We start from the raw sequence: 18,399 nt of genomic DNA on the forward strand, positions 1-18,399 counted from the left end.
TACTATACTCGGAGAATCAAATGTAATTAACCTAATGCAACAGGAATACTGCCATCAATACCAGCTTGTTCTAATTCGGCTTGAATCATGATAGCACATTCAATACGTTTCTTCTGTAAACGACAACCAAATTCATAAGGTGTCTCTAGATCGCCACCTAATGTAATGTTGTTAGCATGACAGCCACCGGAACAGAAGAATTTCGCCCAACATTCAGCACAAATTGGCTTAGAGAATACATGTGTATTGCGGAAATCTTTAGGAATCTCTGTATTTTGTAAACCATCATACACATTACCAAGCACGTATCCATCTTTGCCTACAAATTGATGGCATGGATAAATATCACCATTTGGTACAATCGCCATATATTCATGACCTGCCCCACAACCGCGAAGGCGTTTCGCCATACATGGCCCACGATATAAATCCATGCGGAAGTGGAAGAAGTTAAACTTCTCACCCCAGCCTTCTAACTGGCGTTGTAAATAAATATCTGCTAATTTTTCATATTCTTTCTCTAGAGCTGGCCAATCTTCTTCACGAAGCACATAATCCCCTTCTTCACCGACAACAGGCTCCATGGACAAATGCTCAAAGCCAAGATCAGACATTGCCATAACGTCTTTAGTAAAGTCTAAGTTTTTATGAGTATATGTACCACGTACATAATATTCAAGACCGTGACGTTGTTTTACTGCATTGATAAGATTTTTAGCAATATATTTATAAGACTCTGCACCACTACCTGCTACTGGACGCATTGCATTATGTACGGATTCACGACCATCCAAAGACAAAACTAAACTCATCTTGTGTTTGTTTACATAGTCGATTTTATCTTGTGTTAAAAGCATACCATTCGTAGTCAACGTAAGCTTAAATATCTTATTGTGCTTTTCTTGAATGGATTCAATGTATTCAACCGTTTGCTTAACAACATCCCAATTCAACAATGGCTCACCACCGAAAAAGTCAATTTCGCAATGTTGGCGAGGTCCACTCATTTTAATAAGAAAGTCCACAGCACGTTTTGCTACATCAAAGCTCATCAATTCTCGTTTAACACCGCCGTAATCCCCTTGACTAGCAAAGCAATATTTACATGCTAAATTACAATCATGAGCAATATTTAAGCATAATGCCTTAACAATAGGTTTCTCACCTACTACAAGTTTAAACTCTTTACTCATCGGTGCAAATAATTGCTCCGCTTTGATGAGCTCATCTAACTCGTCCATAATCTCATCTAGTTCTACTGCATCTTCTTTAGCATCTAACGCAGCATGTACAGCATCGCGATTAGTGCCATCATATATGTCAAGAACTCTATCGATGAGTTCGTCGATAACATGGATAATACCGCTATTTACGTCTAAGCAGTAATAGTTATCCTTCATCCGAAACTTATGGATCATTGGTTTTAATTCTAACATGGTACCTCCAATTGATTTGTATGGTAAAAGCTCTAGTATATAGAACTTTCTAGATAATTGTACCACATTTCCACACTAAACGTTATAAAAAGAGTCATAAAGATATACTATACAATGTATGTCTTTAAAACATAAATAAAAAAGGCCCGCTAAGCGAGCCTCTTCATTATTTTTGTTTGCAAACTTGGTTACCAACTGTGCAGCTTGTTTTACAAGCGGATTGGCAAGATGTTTGACATTCCCCACAACCGCCAGTTTTAGCAGTTTTTTGTAAGGATTCAGTGTTGATAGTACGAATACGTTTAGCCATGATTATCCTCCTCAATACTTATCGAATGATATTTATTTTATCATATTTATAAAAAGCCTGTAAAATACTATTTCGTTATATTTTCGTCTACAACTTCAGCTTATTTGGTTTCTACCACTTCAGTTTCTCCTAATTGATGGTCTGTAACTTTTGCGTCTCGCATAGATTCACCTTTAGTTTTCTTAGGAGCATCCTTACGCAATACTTTTCGTAAAGCCATTGCCACTGGTGTTACAATTACAGCAGCAAAAACGGCTTCTGGAATACCATGTGTAACAGACAAGAATACGATAGAGCCTAATACTTGATCTGAATTAAGATTCATTTTAAGAGCAAACATATCTGCATAGAGTAAGAAGATTAATCCCATAACCATGATTGTATGGAATACGGTCCCCATAAAAGCAGAAACAATAATACGTGGACCTTGCGGTGCTTTCCACAATAATAGATATACCAAATATGCTAATACTGGGAAAAGTATACGGGGTAATACGGAAATAATTGGATTAATAAATAGTGGGGATAAAATATTAGGAGCTGTAATATTTTGCCACAAACTATAGCAACCAAAGATAAATCCTACAAAGGCCCCCACTTTTGGTCCTTCTACAATAGCACCAATTAGAGTTGGTACGTGTAAAGTTGTTACATTTAGCGGACCTAATGGAATAATACCATATCCAGAAAGGCCTAATGCAATAGTGATACCGGCTAGTAAACCAATAATCGTCAACTCTCGAATCGTAATGCCACTTTTCTTCTCTTTTTTGGCTTCTTTACGTTCAACTTGCTTCAGTTTTTCATTGTCGTGGATTGATACAGTTGAGTTATCATCCAATGGACGTTCAATGTTGTTCATAGATCCTCCTTCGCTCTCATTCCTTACGGATATAAGTCGAAACTAGAAATTAAATACGTTCACGGCATCGTGAAATAATACCACGCTCTACCAATGCACCTATAATCACTGCTACACCTGTCACACCAGCTTCTAATAAAGCTGGAGTTACAAACACTAGTGGATTACCTTGGTACGTTGGAAAAACGGTGGGAACTAAAGATAAAATAAATTCTGGAATATAACCACCATACAAAATATGAGCGTTCATAGCAAGCCATATACCTGCAGTAATAATGATACGCAACAAACGTACACCCTTATATGCTAAATCTCTTGGATACAAATAGAATACAAAGACCAATAAAGAAACTAGTAATAATACAAGTTCAGCAAATAATATATTTACATTCATAGATGATGCATACATAAAATATACCATCGGATCCTGTAAATCTATATATAGGATTGAGCCAATATACAAGAATGGAATCGGTATAGTATAGACAATTATATCTAATGCTTCATCAATCATACCCCATCGATGAGTACGATTGAAAAACTTTGTAGCTAATAAGCCACATAGCTCAATAAGAACTTGAACGATAAAATATACTACAAATAAAAGTAGTACTTTTGCTAATCCATTATCTACATTAAAGCTAAATGGTGTATGAAGAAACGAAAATACCGCCCACCACGCCCAACTATAAGCATGATAGCCCATGCTTAGCGGTAAATCATCGTTAAACTTGGCATTCTTTAGTCGTCGCACCATAATTGGTATGACTAGCGACAAAACGGGGAACACTAAAATGGGTAATGATAGTGCCCCACTTAATGAAAGTACTGTCGTAATAGCACTTACAAAAAGTGAACAAATTAACGTAAATAACCAAAAACTTTTATTCATTACGGTCTCCCACCAATCGAGTTAAGCCATAAGCTATAATCAAGCTAAATGTGACACTAAAATACATAGCTAATAAAAAGGCTATATCACGACCTACTGTTGGCCATCCCCACAACATGGATAAATCAATACCTAAGAAAATTCCTTTATAGCTGATACCGTGAACGACAACCCAACTCACTACATAAGCGATACGACTTATAGATTTACCCTCACCAAAGGTACTGCTTTTAAATGATAAATAGGCCCAAGGCATACACAAGGATAACAACAAATACCATACTAGTGCTACTGTCGCACTCGATCCATTATGAATCATATATGCAATAATGGGAATTACCACAATAAATAGATTCAAATAGAAGGAGCGTCTGCAAATATCTATCAAAATGTTCATATAAATCTCCTACGATATGTAATCTCCTTGTATTTTACAATAATCATAGATAAATGTCATCAAAAAAGAAAAACCTCCATATAGGTAAATCAATACCTATATGGAGGTTCCTTTGATTAAGCTACTACAGAATCAGCTGTTACATCAATTGTAGGAACAGTTTCCTTTGGTTCTTCTTTTTTCAACAATGGTGTCATGCTTTCAAGCCCGATCCCCAATGTGAATAGATTATGCAACCAAGCAGTTTGACTTGGTGGCATAAAGCCAAGTACACCGCCACCAACAAGAGCACCATTGAAACCAACGATACCATTGTAATTTGCTTTGATACGTTTCATCAATGCAATAGAAATGCGGCGCAAATCTACAAGAGCTTGTAGATTATCGGAAGAAATAGTAACATTCGCAATCTTTTGAGCAATTGGAGCGCCTTCATTCATAGCGATACCAACATGAGCCTCAGAAATTGCTGGGGAGTCATTGATACCGTCCCCTACCATCATAACAGTATAGCCTTCAGCTTTGGCTTGTTTTACATAACTTGCCTTATCTTCTGGCAATACTTCTGCATGCACTTCATCAATACCAAGTTCATCAGCTACGCGTTGTGCATTACGCTTAGAGTCACCAGTCATCATGACAACCTTTTTAATGCCTAATGCATGCAAATCAGCTATAACTTGTTTTGCCTCTTCACGTACAGGGTCTTTAATGCAAATAACCGCTGCTAATGTACCACCAATAGCGAGGTAAATATGTGAAGATGTATTTGGTAAATTATTGAATTTTTCTTGTTCATCAGCAGGAATCTTTGTTTTTTCATCATCAAAGATATAATGAGCACTACCAATGCGTACACGATAGCGACCAACCTTAGATGCAATACCATGAGCCACAACGTATTCTACGTCAGAGTGCATTTCCTTATGAGGTAATGCATGATCCTTAGCAGCACGTACAATTGCTTTTGCCATGGAATGAGGGAAATGCTCCTCAATACATGCAGCTAATTTCAACATTTCATCTGCATCATGACCGTTAAATGGAATAATTTGTTCAAACTCAGGTTCAGCTTTAGTAAGAGTGCCTGTTTTATCGAACACAATCATATCTGCTTGTGCAATTTGTTCTAGGAACTTACCACCTTTAACAGTGATACCGCGTTTAGATGCTTCTTGCATAGCGGAAAGTACTGCTAATGGAATGGATAATTTAAGAGCACAAGAGAAGTCAACCATTACGAAAGACAATGCTTTCATCACATTACGAGTCAACAAGTATGTTAAACCAGCACCAATAAAGCTTATTGGAACTAATTTATCAGCCATGCGGTATGCTTGTTGTTCCATACCGGATTTCATTTGTTCAGACTCTTCAATGAGGTTAACGATTTTTTCGTAACGAGATGTTTTGGATGTGCTACGTACTTCTACAATAGCTTTACCGTCTTCAACAACAGTACCTGCATATACAGAACTGTCTTGATCGCGACGAACCGCTTCTGGTTCCCCTGTCATGGAGCTTTCATTAACGAGAACAACACCATCTATAACAACGCCATCCAAAGGAATAACTTCGCCTTGACGAATGATAATTTGATCACCAGCTACAACCTCATTAACAGGTTTGCTTACTTCAATATCATCCACCAATACCCATACTTTATCTACGTTCAAGGACATGCTTTGAGCGAGATTCAATACGGATTTACGGTGAGTCCATTCTTCTAAGATATCACCAATACCCAATAGGTACATAACGGCTCCAGCTGTAGGATAATCTTTTTGAAGTAATGCAGCACCAATAGCTACACCATCAAGTACTTCTACAGTTAACTTACGTTGCCACAATGTTTTAATCGCTTTACCGATAAATTTAATCCCATCAAACCATGCCCATGCAGCCGCAATTGGTGCAGGTAACACTGCTTTTTTACCTAAGTAAACTGCTGTGCGGTTAATCATCATTTCACGGTATTTTTTATTTACCAAGCGTGGAGAGTATTCGTTCAAAGCTGGTGCTTCGGACAAATCTAAATCGCGTAGACCAAGTACTGCATCACGCACAGCATCAGAATCACCATTATGTTTAATGGCGATTTGACTGCTACGAGTGTAGAAGGTTACATCTACAATTGCATCATTAAGGAGCAATGTATCCTCTACATAAGCAGCTTCTGCTTCTGTAAAGCGATGCCCAGACACCTTAACGTGTAAGCGATTTCTGAGTTTTCGTACAACAGAAAATTGTAACATAGTTAAATCCTCAATTATTTGTTTTCTTCAAAGATTTCTTCGTTGCGTGCTTCGTTGATTTCTTGAGCTTCTGCCAATACATCAGATGCGGATGCTTGTACTTTTTCAGCTGTTTCTAATACAGTTTCTTTAGCGCGAAGACCAGCTGCTACGATACCAGCATATACTTTTTTAGCGTCTTTAGAAGTTAACACTTTAAGACCTACAGTACCCAATGCAAGACCTGCTGCGAATAAATTAGCGTTTTTAAGATTGTTTTGGTTGAAGTTGAACATAATAATATTCCTTTCTACTGAATATATATAAAAATTACTTACTATATTTGAAAAGAGGAGCCTATTATAGAGACCCCTCTTTCAAATTCAGAATTCGTATTAGCTTACTTAGCGGTACGTTTAATGCCTAATGCCTTATTGGAACCATCACAGCTGCAGCTACCACCACAACCAGAAGATTTTTTAGAGCCAGAATCGGAGCCACCGCCACTACAGCCGCAGCCACCTTTACCAGACATTTGTTTGTAAAATTTATTACCGATATAAGCTAATGCTAATACAACTATGAGTCCTATAACAAGATTATCCATTACTATGCCTCTTTCTCAATATCTACTAAATTACAATATCTGTCTTAGTGATAAACAAGATAAAAGCAATATCTAAAGGATATTTCCCTTTTCTCATTATCATTTAACCACGAATATTGATAATTATCAAGTATTATTTTTAAATTACTTATAACAAAATCGCAATGTTTTAATTCATTTTTGTTCAAAGTATCTAAAAGTGGCTAAACTCTCCTATTTAGCGATTTTAGATTAGAAACCTAATGCGCGACCTATGTTATAGAAGATGAAACATGCAATCCAAGCAAATGTATTTTCATAGAAGAACATGAAAGCAACCCATTTCCAAGAACCTGTTTCACGTTTGATAACAGCTAATGTTGCCAAACAAGGTGGGTAAATTAAGATAAACAACATCATTGTCAAACCAATTAATGGTGTAAAGTGAGAGTCGTTTTGTAGGTACTCAGTCAACGGTGCTGGATTTTGATCATCACCACCTACAGCATAGATAGTACCCAATGTAGAAATTACTACTTCTTTAGCCGCTAAACCAGCTACTAATGATAGGCCCATTTTCCAATCAAACCCCAATGGTTCTAGCACTGGGTTAATAGCTTTACCAAAAGATGCTGCATAGGATTGTTCAATTTTTTCAGAAGCTTGTTCTTTATCAAGTTTGTCATTTTCAGCATCTAAGTTAGCACTGTTTTTATACATTGCCCATGCTGCTGGGAACAAGTCTTTATTTTCATCTTTAATATCATTGAATAATTCAGGTGCTTCAGAATCTTCTTCTACTGCTACTTCAGGTTCATCTTCTCCTGCGTCCTTAGCAGCATTAGTAGCATCTTGTACAGTAGATTTCATATCTTCAACAATTTTATCAACTGCATCTTTTTGGTCATCTGTAGCGATACCGAATTGAGCTAATGTAGCTGCATCTTTTACTTCATACTCTTGAGCAACTTGTTCTTTCATTGCATCATAGTCTTTAGAGTATTCTACATCCATTGGGTACGCTGTAATGAACCAAATCAAAATAGATGCGGCCATGATGAATGTACCAGCTTTAATGATGTACAATTTAGCACGTTCGTACATGTGCATCCAAGTAGCTTTCAATGTAGGTAAATGATATGGAGGTAGTTCCATTACAAATGGTTCAGCTTCACCTGCAAATAAGAACTTACGGAAGATCTTTGCAAAGATAATACCGAAAATAATGCCCAAGAAATATACAGAAAATACAACAAATGTACTATCCCAACCATTTGGGAAAAATGCATTTGCAAATAAGATATATACCGGTAAACGAGCAGAACAACTCATGAATGGTGTAATCAAAATAGTAACCATTCGATCCTTATAGTTATCAAGGATACGAGCACCCATTACAGATGGCACGGAACAACCAAATCCCAATAACAAAGGAATAAAGGATTTACCATGCAAGCCACATGCGCGCATTACACGGTCAATTACGAAGGCTGCACGAGCCATATACCCTGTATCTTCCAAGAAAGAAATGCCAAGGAAGAGTAATAAAATTAATGGCAAGAATGAAAGTACTGCACCTACGCCGGCAATAATACCATCAGATACGAGTGACTGTAATTGGCCCTCTGGAATAGTCTGAACCACATAAGCCTGTAATGCAGCGAAACCATCTTCAATCCAACCTTGAGGTATCCCACCTACAAAGTTAACAAACGCGAATAATAAGTACATAACAACCATGAAGATTGGTAAGCCCCAAATTCGATGCGTTAAGATTTTGTCATAACGGTCAGAGCGTGTTTCCAATTGAGTTGGCGCTTGTGTTAAACATGCATTGTATACTTCTACAGCAAAGCGGTGACGATATTCTTGGAATACAATATCAAGATCAACTTGATCCTTAATTTCTTCACGAATAGCTTCAGCCTTTTGAATAACAGCTTCCGTATTATCAAAGCGCATAACTTTGCCAATAACGTCAGCATCTTTTTCTAACAACTTAACAGCAATCCAACGAAGTGGATATGTAACAGTGCCAGCTTGTTTTAGTTCTTCTACAAGCTCACTAATTTTGCCTTCTAACAAATCACCATAATTAATTGTTACACCAGGAGCTTTTTGAGAAGCAGCTACACTAATTGTTGCTTCTAACAAGTCTTTTGTACCAATATTTGTACGACCTACAGTACTAACAATGGTAGCCCCTGTCATTTCTGCCATTTTTTTTAGGTCGTATTTGATGCCCATTTCTTCAGCAACGTCAGCCATGTTTAGAGCAATAACCATTGGCTTTTCAAGTTCCAATAATTGTGCAGCTAAATATAAGTTACGTTCCAAGTTAGATGCATCAAGAACATTAACAATTACATCTGGGTTATCATTTACGATAACATTACGCGCTACTAACTCATCCAAGGAACGTGCAGTTAAGCTATATGTACCTGGTAAGTCAATAAACAATAACTCATGGCCATCAAATTTCGTATGGCCTTCCTTTTTTTCTACTGTAACGCCGGCATAGTTACCAACGTGTTGCTTCGCCCCTGTGATATTGTTAAACATTGTAGTCTTACCACAGTTTGGGTTACCTGCTAAGGCAATGCGAATTTGCCCATTTTCTGCCATGTGAACCTCCTATTGAACATCTACATCAATCATGCCAGCTTCGCTTGTACGAAGTGCTAATTCAAAGTTTTTTACTTTGATCTCCACCGGATTACCCAAAGGGGCAAACTTCATAACATGGATTTTTGTACCATGTACGAGACCCATGTCGATTAGACGATGCTTAACATTGCCACTGCCATGTAGTGCAACAATAAGACCAGACTCACCTGGCTTCATGTCTTTCAACTTTTTGATAGCCATACGACACCTCCTAATTATTGTACCTAACAACCTCATATTAACCACACAAAATAATAATGCGTATTAATATCTTAAATTATTATATCAAATCAAGCATTAATTTCAACAATTATTATCATTTTTATGGTTATTTTTTATCTCATATCTATATTTTATTATCATATTTAATATGAGATTATCTATATAATTATCTAATAAAATACTGAATACTAGCTGAAATTTAATATTTCATAGCTATATATTTAGATACTGTAATCAATAAACTCTATTAAGATTATCATTTACAAATACTCTCACATTCTCAATTAATAGTTTATAAACAGTTTAAATGTAGCTATTTTAATATTTTCATTTCTCATTTTACTTAGTTATATCAGTATTTTTCCATATATTATCAAAAAAATATACCCAAAATACTATAATATTTATTGAGCCTAGAGTATGTTAAGACTATACATCTTCCAAGTTCAATTCATTTGCCCCTAATATGTGCATACGTTATAATTAATATAATATGTATTATAGAAAGGACGATTCATGAAATCTTTTAAATCTTTAGGTGTTTGTGATGAACTTATCCAAGCCCTACAAAAACAAGGTATAAAGGAGCCTACGCCAATTCAAGAACAATCCATTCCTGTCGTCTTTAAAGGGAATGATGTCATAGCCAAAGCTCAAACCGGCACGGGGAAAACACTAGCATTCTTACTGCCAATTCTACAACGTGTACATACTGATGTTCATCAAGAACAAGTGCTTATCATTGCGCCTACACGAGAACTAATTAAACAAATTTCCGATGAAGCGAAGGAAATAGGTTCTATTTTAAATGTAGATATCCTCCCTCTTATCGGCGGCAAAACAATCGAGGCACAGTTACAACAGTTAGGCCGCCGACCTCAAGTCATCTTAGGTACACCTGGTCGTCTATTGGATCATGCAAAGCGCGGTTCTCTCCATCTAGACTGTATTCGTCGTGTTGTACTAGATGAAGCAGACCAAATGCTTCACATGGGCTTCTTACCAGATATCGAAAATCTCATCGGCCAAACAGATGCCAATAGACAACTATTACTATTCTCCGCTACAATTCCAGATAAAATCCGAAATCTCGCAAAGGCATATATGTCTAAACCCGTTTCAGTAACGGCAGAAGGAAAACACATCACTCTCGAATCAATTGATCAACGAGTGTATATGATGAATCCTGAAGAAAAAACACAACGGCTCATCAAAATGATTGAAGATGATAATCCGTTTTTAGCTATAGTTTTCTGTAATAAACGGGAAGGTGCCATTCGTTTATCCTACGAATTAACTGCAGCGGGGCTCAATATAGCAGAAATGCACGGTGACTTGACACAAGGTCGTCGCACACAAATTCTGCGAGACTTTGCAAAAGCTAAAACACAAATCTTAGTGGCTACCGATATTGCGGCTCGCGGTATCGACATCGAAGGTATCACACATGTATATAATTACGACGTACCTCGCGATGTAGATTACTACATCCACCGCATTGGCCGTACAGGTCGTGCTGGTAACTCTGGCGTGGCTGTAACCTTTGCGACACCACAAGACGAATCATGGTTACGACGCATCGAACGAGCTATCCAAGCTACACTTACAAAATATACTAAGGATGGTCAGATCAAAACTAAGGGCAATGCTAGCACTGCTCCAAAACGCACAAAATTAGCTAGTAAACCTAAGATTACAAGCACTTACCAATCCACTAAGGCTAAAGCTCACAAAGCACGAGGCCATAAAGGCTCCAATACACGCCAACGCCGTGCTTCTACCTCCAAAACTGGTCGTCGTGGCAAACGCAGATAAAATTCAGCTTAATATCCTAAACTAAATGAAGCAATTTTTCTTCTACAAGAACAGTTTCAAAAAAAGACGCGCACAGCTAAGCTGTACGCGTCTTTTTATTATCACTGTAAAAATAGTTGTTTCTTGGTAATCTTAGATAACTAAAAACTTTACAATAATCTATATTCGATTATATATATTTACCGATAATAAGTTACCTTTTATTGGTTACTTTATTTGTTGGCATAAATGCTCGGTACCCCATCTACATCAGAACATTGGGTCTTACATTGAGATCGATTGCTACAAATCCAGTTTGTTCGACCTCTCACCTCTTGTTTCACAAAGTAACCTACGTTACATCTAGGGCATTTATATTGTTTATCTTCATCAGATACTTCAATATTACCTTCAACACTAGAAGTATCCCCTTCTACTGGCTGAGTATGTTTACACGTAGGATAATTCGTGCACCCTAAAAAGGCACCAAATTTACCATTCCGCTGTTGCAAACGTCCTTTTTTACATTTAGGACATACAGGTAAGGAAGACAAGTCTACGCTTTCACTATCCATAGGGCGCTTACGATTTTGACTCGTTATAGTTCGCACCACATTGGGCATCATTTGATCAGAGCTTACTACTTTATCAAAACCAAGTTTATCAATTAATAATTTTAAAAACTTAATTTGATCCGCTAAGAAGGAATCTAATGTATCCTCTCCTTCGCTCATAAGTGCTAAGCGTTCTTCCCAAACAGCTGTTTCATCAGGATAAAGCAGCTCTTCTGGCAGAGCATCTACTAAGAGATAGCCCGTTTCCGTTGGAGATAAGACTTGCTTCTTCCCTGACGTTTTCATAAAGTCTCGACTGATAAGCTCATCAATAATGTTTGCCCGAGTTGCTTCTGTACCAATACCAGATACAGCCTTTAATTGCTTTTTCAAGTCTTCATTTTTTACGAATTTATGAATTTCCTTCATCGCTTGTAGTAATGTGGACGGCGTAAAACGGGATGGTGGTTTCGTTTGTTTAGACTCTATAGAAGAATCCGTATATAAAACAGTATCGTTCTTTTTAACCGCTGGCAAGTGGTCCGTTTCTTCAATAACCTCTTTTTTAGGGTCTGATTCAGCCCCACGCTCATCGGTTAGATCGGGCTCGTCATTGTCCGTCGTAGATTTAGACTTATGTCGTTTATAAAGCAATTTCCATCCTTCTTCGATAACTACACGACCATTAGCTACAAACTCTTCCTTACTTTGTTCTACTACAATTTTAGTTTGCTCGTAAATATGCTCCCCATAAAATTGCGCAATATAAGCTTGACTGATGAGGAAATAAATATTTCGCTCCTCTTGGGACAAACTATTTATATTGCAAGCCACCGTTGTAGGAATAATAGCATGATGGGCGGTAATTTTCTTTTCATTCCAAGCACGGCTCTTAATAGAACGATCTGCATCGGCAGCCCACTGTGCTAATCTCTCATCACCTGCATTTTGTAGATTGTTGAGGATTGCATTGCGATCATCATATTGATTGGGTGGTAAATATTCACAATCAGAACGTGGATAGGTAGTTAATTTCTTTTCGTATAATTTTTGCGCTGTATCAAGTACAGTCTGTGGATCATAAGAAAAGGCTTTACCTGCCAATACTTGTAAGGATGATAAGGATAAAGGCAATCGTTGTACATCTTTTTTCTTAGACTTTGTAACACCTTTAATAAAACCGTCTGGTCCAGCTTGTAAACATTCTACTAATTCATCAGCAATAGCTTTATTAATGAGTCGTCCATCTGGGTCAAGCCCCTTTTGTTCGTCTGTAGGCTGCCAAGTCGCCCAAAACACCCCATTAGGATGGTTATATAATACCTTTACAGTAAAATAGTCTACTGGTTTAAATGCAGCTAACTCTCGTTCTCTACGTACAACAAGAGCTAACGTTGGCGTCTTTACACGACCAATTGGCAATGTTACCTTATGACCTTTATAACGTTCAGATAATGTATAGGCCCGAGATAAATTCATCCCAATGAGCCAGTCTGCTCGCGCTCTTGCCAATGCAGATTGATATAGATTGTGAAAGTCCTTGTTATCTCTCAAATCATCAAGAGCAGAACGAATAGATTTTTCATCGAGGGCATTTAATAGAATACGCTGCACTGGTTTTGTATTACCTACATAGTACAAAACTTCGTCAACTAAAAGTTGACCTTCTCGATCCGGGTCACCTGCATTGACAATGACATCTGCTTTACTAATAAGGTCTTTTACAATTTCAAACTGTTGACGGCTGCTATCTGTGACAAGCAATTTCCACTCATCAGGCACGATAGGAAGATCTTGAGGGCGCCAACGGATATATTTATCATCGTAATCTCCGGGCTCAGCCTGATGCAGTACATGACCTACTACCCAAGTCACCACATCATCCCCTTGGATAAAATAACCATTCCGTTTTTGGATATTCTTATTTTCTGGTAAGCATTTACTGATTTCGCGAGCCATGGATGGCTTTTCTGCAATAAATAACCGCATGGATCCCCTCCTTAACCTGAAGATAACGGCTAACCCCAAGCCGTTCTATGAAATCTCATTATACTACAATTTAGTGGTCATAACTAGAAAAATCATGTATAATTTTTACGATATATAGACTGTGAAAGTAGAGCCTAAAGATTTATCTGCTTTCACAACATATTAATAGAGGTGAATCATGACATTTTTAGAAGAGGTACAACGTCGTCGTACGTTTGCAATCATATCTCACCCGGATGCGGGTAAAACAACATTAACGGAAAAATTACTATTATATGGTGGTGCTATTCACTTAGCAGGCTCCGTAAAGTCTCGTAAAACTGCAAAACACGCCGTATCCGACTGGATGGAAATCGAGAAACAACGTGGTATCTCTGTAACGAGTTCCGTATTGCAATTTGACTACGATGGTTGTCGCGTAAACATCCTTGATACTCCTGGTCACCAAGACTTCTCTGAAGATACATACCGTACATTGATGGCTGCTGATAGTGCTGTCATGCTTATTGACGTAGCAAAAGGCGTAGAGGCCCAAACAAAGAAGCTATTTGCTGTATCAAAAGAACGCGGTATTCCTATTTTTACATTTGTAAACAAAATTGACCATTTCGGTCGCAGCCCATTCGATCTAATGGAAGAAATCGAAAATGTTCTCGGTATTCGTACGTGTCCTATGAACTGGCCTATCGGTATTAATGGCGAATACAAAGGCGTATACGATAGAGAACACGAAACTATAGAGCTCTTTGCAAAAGACGAAACACATGGTCAAGAAAAGTTAGCTTCCGAAAAAGGGGCGTTAACGGATCCTCGTATGAAAGAGTTATTAGGTGACGATGTATACCAAGCATTGCTTGACGATATTGAGTTGCTCGATGTTGCTGGCGATCCATTCGATTTTGATAAGGTTCGTGCTGGTGAATTAACGCCTATGTTTTTCGGTTCTGCTATGACGAACTTTGGGGTAAAACCATTCTTAGAAAAATTCTTAGAACTAGCTCCATCCCCTGCTCCACGACAAGCGGTAGAGGAAATGGTACAGCCTACTAGCGAAGACTTCTCTGCTCTAGTATTCAAAATTCAAGCAAATATGGATCCTAATCATCATGACCGTATCGTATTTATGCGTATCTGCTCTGGTAAATTCGAAAAAGGTATGTCTGTATTACATCGCCAATCTAATAAAACAATCCGCCTATCTCAGCCTCAACAATTTTTGGCTACGGAACGTACCATCGTAGAAGATGCATACCCTGGCGATATTATTGGTGTCTTTGATGCCGGTACTATGGGCGTAGGAGATACGCTTTGTGCACAAAAGCATAAAGTAACCTTTGGCGACTTCCCTGTCTTCCCTCCTGAGTTTTTTGCTCGTGTATCCCCAAAAGATACTATGAAACGTAAGCAATTCCAAAAGGGTATGACTCAATTGGCTCAAGAAGGGGCTGTTCAAATCTTTGAACAACCAGGTGCCCTTGATTCCTTCGTGGTCGGTGCCGTAGGTATGCTTCAATTTGAAGTTCTTGAGTACCGCCTCAAAAATGAATATGGTGTAGATTTATTAAATCATACTTTGCCATATGGTGTTGCTCGTTGGATTGACGGCGAAGTTGATATTGCATCCTTGAAAGGTATAGATAATGCGATGATTGTAAAAGATAATCGCGATCGCACCGTAGTTCTTATCTCTAATGAATGGCAAATGGGTTGGGTTCAAGAGCGTAATCCGGATGTAACATTCTTAACGACCCCTAAATTACACCATGAGTTATAACTTCTAATTAACTTATTGCTAGGTCTATACATTTTAGTTATATCTTAACATGCATTTATAGAGCGAATTTATCGCCATATATAATTTAGAGTCTTACTAAATCAACATAAAAATATTAAGTTTTAGAACTGGAGTATATTTTATATGATTATAAATATAAAAAATATATTCCAGTTTATTTTTTTATAACAAGAAGGAAAATCACAGATTTGAGTCGAATACATATAGTATGATTATGTACATAAGTAATATATATTATTACTTTTCTATATTTATATGTATAATCATAAAATTAGTTTTATTAATATTATTGTTTTTTGTGTTGTTATGAGTGTTTAAAGATAAAAATATAAACTTTTTATACGTTATATATTCTATAGTATTTTTTGACCATTCATGATACCATAAAACTCAGATTTATTTTTTATTTTAAAGGAGTGATTTTATGCCACTTATTGACTTAGCCTTAGTCAACAATGTATGGACCTTAAAACTGTCCATGATTCAAACTGTAGGTCTTGCCGTAATTACCTTATTCATCGGTACTTGGATCAATAAGCATTCCAAGTTCTTACAACGTATGTGTATGCCTGCACCAGCTGTAGGTGCTCTTCCATTTGCATTTTTAACTGCTATTTTGTCTTATTATAAAATTTTAAACATTACCTTTGAAGGTTCCTTACAAACATTTTTAATGCTTGCCTTCTTTACCACGATCGGTTTAATGGCATCCTTAAAAGTCCTCAAAAAGGGCGGTATCTTTATTATTTTCTTCTTCTTAGCATGTGCAGTGTGGATTGTAGTACAAAATACTGCAGGTATTATGATTGCCAAAGCATTAGGGATTGAGCCGATTATCGGCATCATGGCAGGTTCTGTATCTATGATTGGCGGCCTTGGTACAGCTGGTGCCTTTGGTCCATATTACGAGCAATTACTTGGTATCCCTGGTACCGCTTCCGCTGCAGTTGCAGCTGCAACATTTGGCATGGTAGCTGGTACAATCCTCGGCGCGCCTGTAGGTGAACGCATTATTAAAATGCATAAAGTTAAAACACCTTATGAAAATCCTGAATTAATGGAGGATGAAGGCATCGATATGATCGAAGATCACGTTGAGAGCGGCGGCAAACAATTTAACTCTCAAGATCTTTTAACAATCTGTATGTGGATTGGCCTTGCATTAGGTATCGGTACCATCGTAAGTGCTGGATTGTCTGTTCTTACTCCACTACCTGCATATATTGGCGCTATGATTTGTGCAGCAGTAATTCGTAACTTTGGTGACTTTACTAAAGCATACAAAATCAACGATGCAGCTCTTGATGCAGTATCTAATGTAGCATTATCCTTATTCGTAACAATGGCTATCAACAGCTTGAAATTAGTTCAATTAATTGATCTTGCTTTACCGCTTATTACAATCTTAGTTGTACAAATGGCACTTATCTGTGTATTTGCATACCTTATTTACTTCCTCTTTGGTCGCAACTACGATGCAGTTATGCTTGGTGCCGGAGCTATCGGTTTCGGATTGGGTGCTACACCAAACGCATTAGTTAACATGTTATCCTTAGCAAGTAAACACGGCCCATCTCCTCGTGCTTGGCTCGTAGTTTCCTTAGTAGGTGCATTCTTAATTGACTTTGCGAATGCTTTCCTCATTACAACCATGGCTGGCATTCTTTACTAACTAAAAAGGACCCATTCGGGTCCTTTTTTCATGAAAAAGAGCTTACTGGAATGATATTTTATCAGTCCAATAAGCTCTTTATGTATTATACTATTTGATTAATGCTGCCCATGCGTTGGCTACATCAGCAAATTCTTGAAGTGTAAAGGTCTCACCTCTTCGTTGACCATCAATATTTGCTTTTGCTAATAACTCTTCAATTCTATCTCTTGTTAAACCCGTTGTCTTCATCGTATTAGAGAATGTTTTACGGCGTTGCGCAAAACCAGCTTTCACAACGCGAAAAAATAGTTTCTCATCAATCACATCTACAGGTGGTTTATCACGCAATACGCAACGGATAACAGAACTTGTCACCGCTGGAGCTGGCAAAAAAGATTTAGGCGGTACATCAAGAACAATATCTGGTTCCGTATAATACTGAACAGCAACAGATAATGCGCCATAGTCCTTTGTACCGGGCTTTGCTATCATCCGTAAGGCCACCTCTTTTTGCACCATCACAACTAGACGTTCAATAGGTAGTTTACTTTCCAACAAAGACATAATAATAGGTGTTGTAATATAGTATGGCAAATTGGCAACCACTTTAAATGGTTTATGATTCATAATCGTTGGCACATCAAGCTTTAACACATCACCATGAATGATACGTACATTGTCATAAGATGCCAATGTCGTATCTAGTACCTCCAATAAGCGACGATCTAGCTCGATAGCCGTTACATCTGCCCCACTTTGAGCTAAACCTTGTGTCAACGTACCAATACCAGGGCCGACCTCTAGAACAGGTTCTCCCACGGTTAATTCCGCAGCATGTACAATTTCATCGACTATACCTCGCTTAATAAGGAAGTTTTGTCCTAGCTTTTTGCTCATTTTAATATCAAAGCGCTTACATATATAATGCACAACCTCTGGGCTTGCAATTACTGATTCTAACATCTTAACTCCTATTTTAACAATTTACTGCCTCTTCATAAGCATCT

15 protein-coding genes are annotated in these 18,399 nt (G+C 37.6%); 3 read left to right on the forward strand and 12 right to left on the reverse strand.

What is annotated here, in order from left to right:
* Nucleotides 1–26: 26 nt before the first annotated feature.
* From scfB to HMPREF1865_RS01830, 10 genes are all read right to left on the reverse strand, one after another.
* On the reverse strand, nucleotides 27–1,436 hold the full coding sequence (gene scfB, locus HMPREF1865_RS01785) for a thioether cross-link-forming SCIFF peptide maturase (protein WP_060918990.1): 1,410 nt from the start codon (nucleotides 1,434–1,436) through the stop codon (nucleotides 27–29).
* 166 nt (nucleotides 1,437–1,602) lie between these two features.
* The gene (gene scfA, locus HMPREF1865_RS01790) at nucleotides 1,603–1,746 is read right to left on the reverse strand and encodes a six-cysteine ranthipeptide SCIFF (protein WP_004693318.1); all 144 of its coding nucleotides are present in this window, start codon (nucleotides 1,744–1,746) and stop codon (nucleotides 1,603–1,605) included.
* A 100-nt stretch (nucleotides 1,747–1,846) separates the two neighbouring features.
* Nucleotides 1,847–2,608, reverse strand: coding sequence for an ECF transporter S component (locus HMPREF1865_RS01795; protein WP_060918991.1), 762 nt, complete (start codon nucleotides 2,606–2,608; stop codon nucleotides 1,847–1,849).
* A 49-nt stretch (nucleotides 2,609–2,657) separates the two neighbouring features.
* Nucleotides 2,658–3,500 carry a hypothetical protein gene (locus HMPREF1865_RS01800; RefSeq protein WP_060918992.1) on the reverse strand — a complete coding sequence of 281 codons (843 nt, stop codon included), beginning with the start codon at nucleotides 3,498–3,500 and terminating at the stop codon, nucleotides 2,658–2,660.
* The gene (locus HMPREF1865_RS01805; RefSeq protein ID WP_008600576.1) at nucleotides 3,493–3,897 is read right to left on the reverse strand and encodes a hypothetical protein; all 405 of its coding nucleotides are present in this window, start codon (nucleotides 3,895–3,897) and stop codon (nucleotides 3,493–3,495) included. The genes HMPREF1865_RS01800 and HMPREF1865_RS01805 overlap by 8 nt, the downstream gene beginning before the upstream one ends.
* 116 nt (nucleotides 3,898–4,013) lie before the next feature.
* Nucleotides 4,014–6,152, reverse strand: a complete 2,139-nt coding sequence (locus tag HMPREF1865_RS01810; RefSeq protein WP_008600575.1) for a heavy metal translocating P-type ATPase — start codon at nucleotides 6,150–6,152, stop codon at nucleotides 4,014–4,016.
* 14 nt (nucleotides 6,153–6,166) lie between these two features.
* Nucleotides 6,167–6,427: a DUF6110 family protein gene (locus tag HMPREF1865_RS01815; RefSeq protein WP_005376730.1), complete on the reverse strand. Its 261-nt coding sequence runs from the start codon at nucleotides 6,425–6,427 to the stop codon at nucleotides 6,167–6,169.
* A gap of 104 nt (nucleotides 6,428–6,531) precedes the next feature.
* A complete protein-coding gene (locus HMPREF1865_RS01820; protein ID WP_060918993.1) occupies nucleotides 6,532–6,738 on the reverse strand; it encodes a FeoB-associated Cys-rich membrane protein in 207 nt (68 codons plus the stop codon).
* 231 nt (nucleotides 6,739–6,969) lie between these two features.
* The gene (gene feoB / locus HMPREF1865_RS01825; RefSeq protein ID WP_060918994.1) at nucleotides 6,970–9,342 is read right to left on the reverse strand and encodes a ferrous iron transport protein B; all 2,373 of its coding nucleotides are present in this window, start codon (nucleotides 9,340–9,342) and stop codon (nucleotides 6,970–6,972) included.
* Nucleotides 9,343–9,351: 9 nt separating this feature from the next.
* On the reverse strand, nucleotides 9,352–9,585 hold the full coding sequence (locus HMPREF1865_RS01830) for a FeoA family protein (protein ID WP_060918995.1): 234 nt from the start codon (nucleotides 9,583–9,585) through the stop codon (nucleotides 9,352–9,354).
* A 537-nt stretch (nucleotides 9,586–10,122) separates the two neighbouring features.
* On the opposite strand from HMPREF1865_RS01830, the gene HMPREF1865_RS01835 reads away from it, so the two are divergent.
* Nucleotides 10,123–11,421: a DEAD/DEAH box helicase gene (locus HMPREF1865_RS01835; RefSeq protein WP_060918996.1), complete on the forward strand. Its 1,299-nt coding sequence runs from the start codon at nucleotides 10,123–10,125 to the stop codon at nucleotides 11,419–11,421.
* Nucleotides 11,422–11,633: 212 nt separating this feature from the next.
* Here HMPREF1865_RS01835 and HMPREF1865_RS01840 read toward each other — a convergent pair whose 3' ends face one another.
* Nucleotides 11,634–13,943, reverse strand: coding sequence for a DNA topoisomerase 3 (locus HMPREF1865_RS01840; RefSeq protein WP_008600558.1), 2,310 nt, complete (start codon nucleotides 13,941–13,943; stop codon nucleotides 11,634–11,636).
* 178 nt (nucleotides 13,944–14,121) lie between these two features.
* Here HMPREF1865_RS01840 and HMPREF1865_RS01845 point away from each other — a divergent pair, with 178 nt between their 5' ends.
* Together HMPREF1865_RS01845 and HMPREF1865_RS01850 are read left to right on the forward strand one after the other, a co-directional pair.
* A complete protein-coding gene (locus HMPREF1865_RS01845; protein WP_060918997.1) occupies nucleotides 14,122–15,717 on the forward strand; it encodes a peptide chain release factor 3 in 1,596 nt (531 codons plus the stop codon).
* Between the two features lie 445 nt (nucleotides 15,718–16,162).
* Nucleotides 16,163–17,410 (forward strand): sodium/glutamate symporter, encoded by a 1,248-nt coding sequence (locus tag HMPREF1865_RS01850; protein WP_058948409.1) that lies wholly within the window; start codon nucleotides 16,163–16,165, stop codon nucleotides 17,408–17,410.
* 90 nt (nucleotides 17,411–17,500) lie between these two features.
* On the opposite strand, the gene rsmA is transcribed toward HMPREF1865_RS01850, so the two are convergent.
* On the reverse strand, nucleotides 17,501–18,355 hold the full coding sequence (gene rsmA, locus HMPREF1865_RS01855) for a 16S rRNA (adenine(1518)-N(6)/adenine(1519)-N(6))-dimethyltransferase RsmA (protein ID WP_004697159.1): 855 nt from the start codon (nucleotides 18,353–18,355) through the stop codon (nucleotides 17,501–17,503).
* Between the last annotated feature and the right edge of the window lie 44 nt (nucleotides 18,356–18,399).

The organism is Veillonella parvula, from assembly GCF_001553335.1.
GTDB lineage: Bacteria > Bacillota > Negativicutes > Veillonellales > Veillonellaceae > Veillonella > Veillonella parvula_S.

Coding starts and splice junctions, on each gene's coding strand:
- HMPREF1865_RS01805 (WP_008600576.1), bottom strand. CDS start 3,897: ATGAACATTTTGATAGATATTTGCAGACGCTCCTTCTATTTGAATCTA.
- HMPREF1865_RS01830 (WP_060918995.1), bottom strand. CDS start 9,585: ATGGCTATCAAAAAGTTGAAAGACATGAAGCCAGGTGAGTCTGGTCTT.
- scfB (WP_060918990.1), bottom strand. CDS start 1,436: ATGTTAGAATTAAAACCAATGATCCATAAGTTTCGGATGAAGGATAAC.
- HMPREF1865_RS01795 (WP_060918991.1), bottom strand. CDS start 2,608: ATGAACAACATTGAACGTCCATTGGATGATAACTCAACTGTATCAATC.
- HMPREF1865_RS01840 (WP_008600558.1), bottom strand. CDS start 13,943: ATGCGGTTATTTATTGCAGAAAAGCCATCCATGGCTCGCGAAATCAGT.
- HMPREF1865_RS01845 (WP_060918997.1), top strand. CDS start 14,122: ATGACATTTTTAGAAGAGGTACAACGTCGTCGTACGTTTGCAATCATA.
- scfA (WP_004693318.1), bottom strand. CDS start 1,746: ATGGCTAAACGTATTCGTACTATCAACACTGAATCCTTACAAAAAACT.
- HMPREF1865_RS01820 (WP_060918993.1), bottom strand. CDS start 6,738: ATGGATAATCTTGTTATAGGACTCATAGTTGTATTAGCATTAGCTTAT.
- HMPREF1865_RS01810 (WP_008600575.1), bottom strand. CDS start 6,152: ATGTTACAATTTTCTGTTGTACGAAAACTCAGAAATCGCTTACACGTT.
- HMPREF1865_RS01835 (WP_060918996.1), top strand. CDS start 10,123: ATGAAATCTTTTAAATCTTTAGGTGTTTGTGATGAACTTATCCAAGCC.
- HMPREF1865_RS01815 (WP_005376730.1), bottom strand. CDS start 6,427: ATGTTCAACTTCAACCAAAACAATCTTAAAAACGCTAATTTATTCGCA.
- HMPREF1865_RS01850 (WP_058948409.1), top strand. CDS start 16,163: ATGCCACTTATTGACTTAGCCTTAGTCAACAATGTATGGACCTTAAAA.
- HMPREF1865_RS01800 (WP_060918992.1), bottom strand. CDS start 3,500: ATGAATAAAAGTTTTTGGTTATTTACGTTAATTTGTTCACTTTTTGTA.
- feoB (WP_060918994.1), bottom strand. CDS start 9,342: ATGGCAGAAAATGGGCAAATTCGCATTGCCTTAGCAGGTAACCCAAAC.
- rsmA (WP_004697159.1), bottom strand. CDS start 18,355: ATGTTAGAATCAGTAATTGCAAGCCCAGAGGTTGTGCATTATATATGT.